The 11,136-nt window shown below is 60.3% G+C and carries 8 protein-coding genes; all 8 read right to left on the bottom strand.

Annotated elements, in window-relative coordinates; genetic code table 11:
• Nucleotides 1–189: 189 nt before the first annotated feature.
• The 8 genes from pepF to HY962_09435 all read right to left on the bottom strand — a co-directional run bounded on the left by pepF (nt 190) and on the right by HY962_09435 (nt 11,133).
• Entirely contained in the window at nt 190–1,983 is a 1,794-nt protein-coding gene (gene pepF / locus HY962_09470; protein ID MBI5647148.1) for an oligoendopeptidase F, read from the bottom strand.
• Between the two features lie 77 nt (nt 1,984–2,060).
• Entirely contained in the window at nt 2,061–3,179 is a 1,119-nt protein-coding gene (locus HY962_09465; protein MBI5647147.1) for a tetratricopeptide repeat protein, read from the bottom strand.
• Nucleotides 3,176–3,946, bottom strand: coding sequence for a geranylgeranylglyceryl/heptaprenylglyceryl phosphate synthase (locus HY962_09460; GenBank protein ID MBI5647146.1), 771 nt, complete (start codon nt 3,944–3,946; stop codon nt 3,176–3,178). Before HY962_09460 ends, HY962_09465 begins: the two co-directional genes overlap by 4 nt.
• Nucleotides 3,943–6,540, bottom strand: coding sequence for an alanine--tRNA ligase (gene alaS, locus HY962_09455; protein MBI5647145.1), 2,598 nt, complete (start codon nt 6,538–6,540; stop codon nt 3,943–3,945). The genes HY962_09460 and alaS overlap by 4 nt, the downstream gene beginning before the upstream one ends.
• A 93-nt stretch (nt 6,541–6,633) precedes the next feature.
• The gene (locus HY962_09450; protein MBI5647144.1) at nt 6,634–6,915 is read right to left on the bottom strand and encodes an ATP-dependent Clp protease adaptor ClpS; all 282 of its coding nucleotides are present in this window, start codon (nt 6,913–6,915) and stop codon (nt 6,634–6,636) included.
• Between the two features lie 126 nt (nt 6,916–7,041).
• Nucleotides 7,042–8,697, bottom strand: a complete 1,656-nt coding sequence (locus HY962_09445; GenBank protein MBI5647143.1) for an ammonia-forming cytochrome c nitrite reductase subunit c552 — start codon at nt 8,695–8,697, stop codon at nt 7,042–7,044.
• A gap of 409 nt (nt 8,698–9,106) precedes the next feature.
• Nucleotides 9,107–10,459, bottom strand: coding sequence for a HAMP domain-containing protein (locus tag HY962_09440; protein MBI5647142.1), 1,353 nt, complete (start codon nt 10,457–10,459; stop codon nt 9,107–9,109).
• Nucleotides 10,456–11,133, bottom strand: coding sequence for a response regulator transcription factor (locus HY962_09435; protein MBI5647141.1), 678 nt, complete (start codon nt 11,131–11,133; stop codon nt 10,456–10,458). The genes HY962_09440 and HY962_09435 overlap by 4 nt, the downstream gene beginning before the upstream one ends.
• Nucleotides 11,134–11,136 lie beyond the last annotated feature (3 nt).

Here is an 11,136-nt window from a genome sequence, read left to right as displayed (position 1 = left end):
TTTTCCGCGTTCGATTTCTCCCACCACCTTTTTCTTGAAGGCAATACTATATCGGAGGATGGGTCGAACCGCTGTAAGTTGCTGCATGGTTGTGCTCCTTGCTAGGGGTGAAACTGTCAACCCCGGCTAGGACGTGACACCTACTCCCCACTCCCTACTCCCCACTCCCTACTCCCCACTCCCTACTCCCTACTCCCTACTCCGCGCTCCCAGCTCCTCAACCAACTTCCCCATCAACTCCGCCGCAGCTTCAAACGGCGCGGAAGACAGCATATCCACGCCTGCATCCTTGAGTAATTCGATCGAGTGTTTTGAACTGCCGGCGCGGAGGAAGGCAAAGTAGCGGTCGCGCGCACCCGGCACTCCTGCGAGGATGTCGCGCGCGAGCGCGATGGCAGCCGAGAGTCCAGTTGCATACTGGTACACGTAGAAACTGCGGTAGAAGTGCGGGATGCGCGCCCAGTTCACGGCGTACAGCGGATCGAGTGTAAAGGCCGCGCCGTAATACTTCTCGTACAGCTCCGCCATGGTTTCGCCCAGAAGCTGAGCGGGCAGCGGACGCCCCTGCTCCGCCATCGCGTGTGTGTCACGCTCGAACTCGGCGAAGAGCGCCTGATTGTACACCGTGCCGCGTATCGTTTCGATGTAATGCGCGAGAATGTTGCGCCGCGCCTCCGCGTCCTGCAGCGTGTCCAGGAGGTGATGCACAAGCAGTACTTCGTTGGTCGTCGACGCGACCTCGGCGCAGAAGATGCTGTACGAGGCGTACACGGGCGGCTGCGCCTTCCACGTGTGGTGCGAGTGCAGCGCATGTCCGAGTTCATGCGCGATGGTGAACACGTCCTTGAGTGTGCCGTTGTAATTGAGCAGGACCAGGGGATGTGAACCATACGTCCACGCGGAATACGCGCCGGAACATTTGCCGGGCCGCTCCTCCACGTCGATCCACTTCCGCGTGAAGGCCTCGTCCAGGAGTGCCGCGTATTCCGAGCCCAGCACAGCGAGTCCCTCCCGCACCATCGACGCTGCCTCGGCGTAGGAGATGCGGCCGCTGCTTTCACGCGCAAGCGGCACAAAAAGATCCCAGGGCCGCACTGCGTCGATGCCGAGCACATCGCGCCGCAGGTGCATGGACCGGTGCAGGGGCTCGAGCGCGCCGTTGATGGAGGTGATCACCGTATCGTACACCGCGGGCGGAATGGCGCCTGGAAACAGCGCCGCCTCGAGTGTCGACGTGTACCCGCGCGACTTCGCAAAAAACATCTCGCGTTTCACCTGGCCCTGCAGCAGCGCGGCCAGCGTGTTTTTCCATGTGTCGTACACGCCGTACATCGACCGGAACGCCGCCTCGCGCAGCGCGCGGTCGGGCGATTCCATGAGGCGCGCGTAACTGCCCTTAGTGACCTGTTCCTCCGCGCCCGACCTGTCGCGCACGGACGGGAAGCTGATGTCGGCGTCGTTGAACATGCCGAACGCCGTCGAGGGCACATTCGCCACGTCGTGCGCGAGGGCCAGCAGCGTCTCTTCCCGCTCGTTGAGCGTGTGCGCGCGCATGCGGCGCGTGTCGTCGATCGCGTGGGCGTACAGGCGCAGTTCCGGACTCTGCGCGTACAATTCCGCGAGCTCCTCGTCGTGTATCGCGACAAGTTCGGGCGCGACCCAGGCGCAGGCCGTGGCGATGGCCGTCTCGAGCGAGGAGGCGCGCTCCATCATCTCCTGCGCGCGTGTCTCGCGCGTGTCCTCGTCGTAGCGCCGATAGGCATAATTGATGGCGCGCCCCGCGCGCACTGTCAACTCGTCGCTGAAGTGCAGCCAGGCGAGCAGCGACGCGCCCGACGATGCGAGTGTGCCGCGATATGTGTCGATGTCCGGCAGCAGCGCGTGTAATGCCTCGTCCTCCGCCTCCCATGCCGCGTCGTCGGGAAAGAGTGCGTCGAGCGACCAGCGCTCGGGCAGGACGGTCGATGAAGTAATCGCGGACATGATGCTCCTTTTCCTTGAAATTTCAGTGGCGGGGACCGAAACTTCGAGGGTCTACGAGTCCGGCCCCGCGTACCGGATCAGCGCCGGCCGAGAGCGCGGAGTTTCTGCTGGGCCTGGGCGCGGTATTCGCCGTTGGGATACAGTTCGATGAGCCGGCGGTAATCCTGCCGCGCCAGATCGGTGCGGCCGAGTTTCATGTTTGCTCCGGCGCGCATCATCAGCGCCGCCTCGCGTTTGTCGGATCCGCGCGCGGCAATCACGCCGGCATATTCACGGGCGGCCTCTGCGTGCCGTCCCAGCGCGCTCAGACATTCGCCGCGCCAGTACATCGCGTTGTCGACCATGTCGTTCGACACATCGGCCGCGAGCAGCGAGCTGAAACCCGCGAGTGCGGACTCGTACTTGCGCTTGTGGAATTGCGACAGCGCGTTCTGATAGCGGGTGAGGAACGATTCCTCCGCGGGATCCTTCGAGGGAACGGCTGCCTGCCTGTACGAGACATCCTCGGCTTCGGGAGCACCCGTCGCACGGGTCGGCTCGGCTTGCACCGGAGGAAGCGCGGCCTGTCCCGCGGCATCCGCAGGTGGTGTCGCGATGCCTATCGCGGGCGCGTTCGCGTCCGGGGCCGCGGGCTCAGCCGCGGGAACCGGCGACACTTCGATGACTGTCGCCTGCGAGGCCGCTGCAGGTGCGGGTTCCTTCTCGGCGGCCTTTGCCGCATTTTTTGCGGCAGACTTCCTGTTACCCTTTTTCGACACGATCAGCGCGGGCTTTTCCAGCGCGGGTTTTTCAGAGGCGGGCACCGGATTCTGCACGGCCACCTGTGTCTGGGCCTGCTGCGCCTGCACCTGCACCGCTTCGACGGGAAGCGCGGGAGTGACGGTGACGGTGGGCAGACTCGAGGCCGCGGCCAGCCGTTCGCTCAGCGATTTGTTCCGATCCTCGAGCAGTATGCGCTCCTGCTCGAGCGTGGTGATGCGCTGCGTCAAAGTGGCAAGCCGCGCGCTGCAGCTTTCGCGCAGCACTTCCAGTGTGTCGATGCGCGCGCGCAAGTGCGTGTTCTCGTCTTCGAGTTCCGCAAGCGGCGCGCAGCCCTGCGCGAGAAGCAGAACGGCGGGAAGCAGCAGGGCGAACGGGAACGTCCGTGTCATGGCATCACCTCGTGATCTGAATGAATCGTCCGTGTCTCGTCTCATGCGGCGCCTCCGCGTCCCGCGCCATGTACGGCGCGCGCAAAGTCGCCCAGCTCGTCGAGGCGGTCCGCGTCCTCGAAATGGTTGCCGACAATCACGAGGGTGGCGCCCGCGCGAATTTTACCGGCCGCCTCCTCGGGAGTGCGGATTCCTCCGCCGACGGCGACGGGAATGTCGGTGACGGATGTGACCGCGCGCACCATCTCGACAGGCACGCTGGCGGCCGCGCCGCTGCCCGCCTCGAGATAGATGAGCGAAAATCCGAGCATCTCCGCCGCCATGGCGTGTGCCGCCGCGATGTCGGGCTTGTGCCGGGGCAGAGGACGCGTCCCGCTCATGAATTCGGCCGACGTGGCCGGACCCGATTCCACAAGCATGTACGCGGTGGCCACGGCCTCGAGACCGAGGCGCCGTATGATGGGCGCGGCAATCACGTGCTGGCCGATGAGGGTGTCGGGATTGCGTCCGCTTACGAGCGAAAGCGCGAGTATGCCGTCCGCACCGGGCGTGATGTGATGGACCCCGCCGGGGAAGATCAGGACAGGTTTGTCCGTTTCTCCGCGCGCCGCTGCGAGGGCCTCGCGCAGGTCGGCATACGCCGAGAGTGATCCGCCGACGAGGAAGCCGTCGACACCCGCGGCATGGGCGCGGCGCACGGCCGCGGCGATACGCGCGGCGTCGGTATTATCGGGATCGAGGAGCAGGTACAGCAGCGCGTTCCCGTCGCGACGGGCCGCGCCGAGCGCGCTCGTGACGGGACCCGGCCTCATTCCGCAGCGGCTCCTGTGATGATGTCGCGCGCGGCCGCAAGCGCGGCGTCGAGCTGGGCCACGTCCTTGCCGCCCGCGGTCGCGAGATGCGGACGTCCGCCGCCGCCGCCGCCAAGGCGCTTCGCGAGAGCACCCACCACGGTGCCGGCCTTCACGCCGCGATCGCGGATGATGTCGTCGGTCACCGCGCAGACAAGGGCCACCTTGCCGTCGATCACCGCCGCCAGCACACCGGCGCCGGACCCGAGTTTTTCACGCAGCGCATCGCCGAGCGATTTCAACTGTTCCGCGTCGCCTGCCTCGACGCGCGCGACCACGATGCGCGCGCCGTTCCAATCGGCGGCCGCGGCGACGAGGGTGTCGAGCGAGCCGGCCGACTGCGCGAGCGAGAGTTTCGCCAGTTCCTTTTCCAGATGTTTGATGCGGTCGTGCAACTGTCCCGCGGCCGCCGCTTCGCTTTCGAGACGACGGTGCAGATCCGCGATGTACTGGCGCACCCCCGAGCCGGTCACGGCCTCCATGCGCCGTGTGCCGCTTGCGACGCTTCCTTCCGACACGATCTTGAACATACCGATCTCGGCCGTGTTGTGCACGTGTGTCCCGCCGCAGAATTCCATCGACACACCGGGCACTTCGATCACATTCACGCGGTCGCCGTATTTGTCTCCGAAGAACATGAGCGCGCCCATTTTCCGGGCCTCCTCAAAGGGAATGGCGCGGTGATGCCGCACGTCCATCGCCGCGAGAATCGTGTCGTTGACACGCTGCTCGATGTCGGCAAGTTCCTCGGGGCTCACCTTCGAGAAATGGGAAAAGTCGAAGCGCAGGCGCTCGGCATCCACAAGCGAACCCGCCTGCTGCACGTGTGTGCCCAGCACCTCGCGCAAGGCCGCGTGTGCAAGATGTGTGGCGGTGTGGTTGCGCATGATTGAACGGCGGCGCGCGGCGTCGATGCGCGCGTGCACGATGCCGCCCAGCTCGGGTGTAAAGTCCGCGCCCGCCTCCACCACATGCACGATGTTCTTGTCGTTCTTCAGCAGACCCACCACGCTGCCCGTTGCGGCGCCGCTGGCCACGGCGCCCGTGTCGCTCACCTGTCCTCCCGATTCCGCATAGAAGGGTGTGGCGTCGAGCACGAGATATGTCACCGCGTCGTCGCGGCGCAGGCCGATGACCTCGGCCTCGCTTTCCATCGAATCGTATCCGACGAACTGGAATTGCGCCGTGTCTTGCGGACGTACATCGAGTTCGATTTCGCCCCCCTCTCCCGCGGTCGGAAACGTGATGCGGCTGCGTGTCACGGCACGCGAGCGTTCCTTCTGCTCGAGAAGCAGATCCTCGAAGCGTGCAATGTCGACGCGCAGGCCGCGCTCCTCGGCGAGCAGACTGGTCAGATCGATCGGGAAACCGAAGGTGTCGTAGAGTCGGAAGGCGTCCTCGCCGCTCATGACGAGTGTGCCCGCGGATTTCATGCGCCGCACGATGTCGTCGAAAATTTCGAGTCCGCGATCGAGCGTGGCGTTGAACGATTCCTCCTCGGCGCGGATCACACGTTCGACGATGCCGCGGCGTTCCACGATTTCCGGAAACACGCCGCCCATGCTTGTACACACTGCCTCGGTAATTTTCCAGAGGAACGGTTCGCGCATGCCGAGTGTGCGGCCGAAGCGCGCGGCGCGGCGCAGGATGCGGCGCAACACGTAGCCGCGCCCCTCGTTCGACGGTATCGCGCCGTCGGCGATCGAAAATGTGAGCATGCGTATGTGGTCGGCGATCACGCGCATGGCGACCATCGCCTCCTCGCCGCGGTATTCCTGGCCCGTCACCTCGGCGATGCGTCCGATCACGGGCATAAACACGTCGGTGTCGTAGTTGCTGCTCTTGCCCTGCAGCACCGCGCACACGCGCTCGAAACCCATGCCTGTATCGACATGCTTTGCGGGCAGCTCGTGCAGCACGCCGTGCTCGTCGCGGTTGTACTGGATGAAGACGAGATTCCATATCTCCATCACGAAGGGCGAACCCGCGTTGACGAGCGAGGCGCTATTGCCGTCGCGCGTGAGATCGATGTGGATTTCGGAACAGGGTCCGCAGGGCCCCGTGTCGCCCATTTCCCAGAAGTTGTCCTTCTCGCCGAAGCGGTGCACATGCGCAGGATTGATGTCGGTCAGCTCCGTCCACAGGGCGAAAGCCTCGTCGTCATCCTTGTACACGGTGGCGTGCAGGCGGTCCTTCGGAAGCTTCCACACCTCGGTCAGCAGTTCCCACGCCCAGCCGATGGCCTCGCGTTTGTAGTAATCGCCGAAGCTCCAGTTGCCGAGCATCTCGAAAAAGGTGTGGTGATATGTGTCGCGTCCCACTTCCTCGAGGTCGTTGTGTTTGCCCGAGACACGGATGCACTTCTGCGTATCGGCGGCGCGTTTGTACTCGCGTGTTCCCTGTCCGAGGAACACGTCCTTGAACTGGTTCATGCCGGCGTTCGTAAACAGCAGCGTCGGATCGTCGTGCGGCACGACGGGCGAACTGGGCACGATGCGGTGCTCTTTCGATGCAAAAAAATCGAGGAAGGATTGGCGTATTTCTGTGGAAGTCATCGCTGAAACTTTTTGTTGAATAACCGTGAAACTGTTTTACCCGGAACCGGCCTACCATCTACCAACTACCAACTACTACCTACCACTCACCATCTACATCTCAATCTGCGTATGAAGCGCAATCTCCTCCAGCACCGCGCTGACGCGCAGACACTCCGTCATATCTCCGACATAGACGCAGGCCTTGCCACGGGTATGGACCTCATCGGCGTATGCGAGGCCGCGCTTGTACGAACAGCGTATGGCTTTGACGAGCTGGAGGGCCACGTCTTCGAACGTGTGGATATTGTCGTTGTAGAGGATCACCTTGGCAGGATGCGTCGTATCGGTGCCGTCGGTTACCTCGGTTACGACGTCAGGGGTCTCTAGCGGCATGGTTCCGTCGCGTTTCGAATACAGACACTAAAGATACTCACAGCCGCAGGGTTGAACAAGATTGCAAAAAAACAGGGGCCGTCATGTTGTCATGACGACCCCCGCAGCGGAGAATACCCGTGTGTGTTATTTCATCAGAGCCATCTTCTTCACAAGACTGGCTGATCCCGCCTCAAGGCGATAGAAGTACGTCCCGCTCGGCAGACCGGATGCGTCGAACGTCGCCCGATACATTCCGGGGAGTTGCTGCTCATCAACCAAAGTACGGACGTGTGCGCCGGTCATGTCGTACACACGCAGCACGACGCGCGCCGTGCGCGGCAACGAGTACTCGATGACCGTGCTCGGGTTAAACGGATTCGGATAATTCTGCTGCAGAAGGAATGCGCCTGCTGCGATGGAAAGCTGTTTGACATCGGTTGTGCCAAACCACTTTTTCCAGGCGCGGTCGAGAGTGTCGGCCAGCGCCTGATCGGTCGCTTCGGTCCAGTCGGTCAATGTTGCATCAGCGCCCACGCCGAGGCTGGCCGCTCCCTGGCCGTTGCGATGGCAGGCCGCCGCACACGAGTTGATCATACCCTTGGTCGGAGTTGTCGATCCCTTGTAGGTGATCGTCAACGACGGAGGGAGAACCGCAAAATTATGCGAGTGGATGTCGTAGGAATTCGCCGTCACCGCAACCTTTGTCATGTGGCAGGAAGAGCACTTGCCTGTTCCAATGCCGTCAGGATCATAACTGTGCTTGGTGTGCTGCGAAACAACCGCGCCAATCGCGGCTTTGTTTGCAACGGGATTCTTCACCATGTCCTTCGTGACATTCGCGAAAGGTCCGAACGTCGCGTGGCACGCAAGACAGAGTGTGTTGTCCTCATTCTTGACGCTGAACTCGTCAGATCCGACCTTCAGTTTTTCGACCACCTGGTGTTTGTTGCTCGTCACGCGGTGCGGATCATGACATGTGACACAGTTGACCTCCACGAACGTGTTCGTGAAATGCTTCGAGATGAGAATGTCGTTGTACTGCTGGTGATGTTGCCGTGCCGTGACGTTGTCCACCCACACTCCCGGCTTGAATTTGATATATCCGCTGAGGGATTCCTCGCCGAGTTTGTCCAGGAAAGTCTTGTTGTTCGCCTCATCCCACGGGTATTCGTAGGTTCCAGCCGAACTCGAACCACGGAAATGGCACTGCCCGCAGACTTCAAGACGCTGCTCCTTCGTGCTGAATTTCCCCGGGTGTTTGATATTCGATGACGACGGCGCCGCCGCATGTGCCGCTCCGGGGCCGTGACAATTTTCACAGCCGGTGACCATGTCTTCAATCGTGGTATTCGCGCCCCACGATGCCGTCCAGGATGTGTCGGTTCCCACGACGTTCTTCACAATGCCAAGACCGGTCACATGGCATCCGGCACAATTTTTATCGTAGGATTTTGTGCGGAAGGCGTTGTTCACGGCCTTCAGCGAGCCGTCGGCATTGAACCAGGTGTTCGGATTATACGAGACCCAGGTCCCGGAGCTGTTGTCGAGATATCCTTTGAGATTCCACTGAATGGGAAGGATGTACAGACTGTTCTCTATCTTCACCAGATAACGCTGTTTCCAGCCGAATCCATACAGGAAGAGGACGGGATACTCGACCGGAGTTCCACCTCCCACAGGCATCAGTTTTGCAAAATAGCCATTCGCATCGCCGCGCAATTCCACGGTGGCGCCTCCGGCCGCTGCGCCCATATTCACCGTCGCGGTAAAATTACCGCGCACATTTGCCGCTGTTGGCAATAGATGAATTTTCGTGTGCAAGGTTTGTTTGTAATCTTTCGCAACGGGTTTTACCACCGAATGACAGGTAAGACAGCGGTCTGTCCCCGCGAATCTGGATGTTTGTGCAACCGTTTCGTGTGCGGCGAAACAGACGAAGATTGCGAGCAAAACAATACCGATTTTCATAATAAATCTCCGAAATGATAGAGAATGTGCGGTTTGATGAAGCCGAGGCGGCGGCGGCCTCGCGCACAGTGGAATTGTAGCTACAGGAGAATGCGCGCGAAAATTGGCTTCCGTAAAACTGCTTCGTGTATCATTAGAGATCAATTAGGATACACGAGGGCTTCATTAATTCAAGCGACCGCGACCCGCACGATTCGAACCAGGGAAAATTGACTGGGACGGAGGCCGGAACCCCGCATCATCACGTATGGATCGGAAGAGAAAATGTGAACCGGCTCCCAACACCCTCCCGGCTCGTCACAGTCAGGGACCCGCCGTGAATCTCAGCGATCATACGCGCGATTGGCAGACCCAATCCGGCGCCTCTGATTGACTGCCCTCCCGATGAAGTAACTCGAACAAAACGTTCGAAGATCCGTTCCTGCTCGAATTGTGGGATGCCCGGGCCCGAATCATCGATATGTACGCACAACGCGGAGTCTCCGACTTCCATAATGATCCGGACGAGCCCTCCGTCCGGTGTATATTTTAGTGCATTCTCCACAAGATTCAGCAGAAGCCGCGCAATCAGAACAGGGTCGCACATCACAAGCGCGGCGCCGTGTTTTTCAAACTCCACTTTCAAGTCCCGGCCGGCCGCGATGATCAGGGCCTGCTCGTGCACATCCGAAACAAGATCGGAAATGGAAACCTCTTCGCGTTCGAGAACCATGCGCTTCCCGTCCATTTTCGCGAGCATAAACAGATTGTTTACAATTCGGGCGAGCGTGCGGGTCTCATCGAGACTTGATACCAACACTCGCCTGTAGCTCTCATCATCCCCTTGTTGCGTCAGGGCGAGTTCAATCTCGCTTTGTATGATGGTAAGCGGCGTCCGCAATTCATGCGAGGCATTAGCCGCAAATTGTTCCGTCCGAACAAATCCCTCCTGCAGTCGTTCGATCATTCGATTCAGAGTGCGTACCAGCACCCCTAATTCGTCGTTCGTGGCTTCACTCGGAATGCGTTCGTTGAGATTCGTGGATGATAATTGTTCGGCTTTGGCCGCGATTGTCTGAATCGGTCGCAGCAATCGCCGAACAAGATAATACCCGAGAACAAATGACAGCAGTATCGCACATGGTATGGATATGCTCAGGAGCACATACGTCTCGTCGAGGATGTGCTTCTGGACTGTGACATCGGCCCCAAGCGTAAGCCCGAGCCGTCCCCGCACGCTGTGAAGAACACGGAATCGATCATGTCCGATCGCGAAGTCGACGATGGTGTCACGATCGCCGCCCTTCATGGACTGAATCCGCGGAAGTGCAATGCGGCTCTCGATCAGTACGGAATCATTGAGAGTCAACCGTAACAGATGTTTCCCGGACGCGGGGTCGAGTGCGAGCCGCCTGAAATCGTGGCGCGGTTGGCCATTCGATGCGATGACGTCGGTGAAGATCTTTGAGCAATGCCTGCGAAGCTGCTCGTCTTCCTCCGCCAGAAAGTCCGTGCGCGTATGATCGATCATCCACAACAATAACAGCACAAACAAAGCACCGTACGCCGCGGTGAAGACGAGCGCGATCCGGAAGCGCAGGGAAAAAAATCTCATGCGGGATCCGATATCATGAAACCCCGCCCGCGAATCGTCGTGATGAACGAGGGGCCGTCCTCCGGATCGATCTTCCGCCGCAGATAATTTATATACACGTCAATGACGTTGGATTCCGCCTCGAATCCATATTTCCACACCTGCTGAGAAATCATGTTCCTGCTGACGATCTCGTTTTTATGGAGCAGCAAAAACTCAAGAAGGGAGTACTCACGCAGCGTGAGGTGCAGTTGCATACCATCACGTGTGACGGTTTTTTTCACCCGATCCATCACAAGTGTCCGAGCACTCAGGCGCTGACCTTCTTCGAGTTTCCCCCGTCGCGACAAAGCGCGTAAACGGGCGACCAGTTCTTCGAATACAAACGGTTTCGTCAGATAATCGTCCGCACCCGCATTGAGCGCGGTGATCTTATCATCGACTCTATCGATCGCTGTGAGCAGCAATACACGGGTGTCAGAATAATGTTCGCGAATGGTACTGAGAATATCGTAACCAGTCATGTCAGGCAACATGACATCCAGGACTACCACAGCATACGACGCGTCACTGAGACGGGAAAGCGCCGCGCGCCCGTCCTCCGCATCGTGGACCTCGAATCCCGCATCCCGGATCCCGGATACAAGAGAGTCACGGACCTTCCTCTCATCCTCAACAACCAGGACACGAAGCATGAG

Source organism: Ignavibacteriota bacterium, from assembly GCA_016218045.1.
Classification (GTDB): Bacteria; Bacteroidota; Ignavibacteria; order SZUA-365; family SZUA-365; genus JACRFB01.
The sequence above is the reverse complement of the archived record's forward strand: the minus strand, read 5'-3'. Positions and strand labels throughout refer to the sequence as shown.

Excerpts from the sequence above, each read along its gene's own strand:
- pepF (MBI5647148.1), bottom strand. The coding sequence starts at position 1,983 with ATGTCCGCGATTACTTCATCGACCGTCCTGCCCGAGCGCTGGTCGCTC.
- HY962_09465 (MBI5647147.1), bottom strand. The coding sequence starts at position 3,179 with ATGAGACGAGACACGGACGATTCATTCAGATCACGAGGTGATGCCATG.
- HY962_09460 (MBI5647146.1), bottom strand. The coding sequence starts at position 3,946 with ATGAGGCCGGGTCCCGTCACGAGCGCGCTCGGCGCGGCCCGTCGCGAC.
- alaS (MBI5647145.1), bottom strand. The coding sequence starts at position 6,540 with ATGACTTCCACAGAAATACGCCAATCCTTCCTCGATTTTTTTGCATCG.
- HY962_09450 (MBI5647144.1), bottom strand. The coding sequence starts at position 6,915 with ATGCCGCTAGAGACCCCTGACGTCGTAACCGAGGTAACCGACGGCACC.
- HY962_09440 (MBI5647142.1), bottom strand. The coding sequence starts at position 10,459 with ATGAGATTTTTTTCCCTGCGCTTCCGGATCGCGCTCGTCTTCACCGCG.
- HY962_09435 (MBI5647141.1), bottom strand. The coding sequence starts at position 11,133 with ATGCTTCGTGTCCTGGTTGTTGAGGATGAGAGGAAGGTCCGTGACTCT.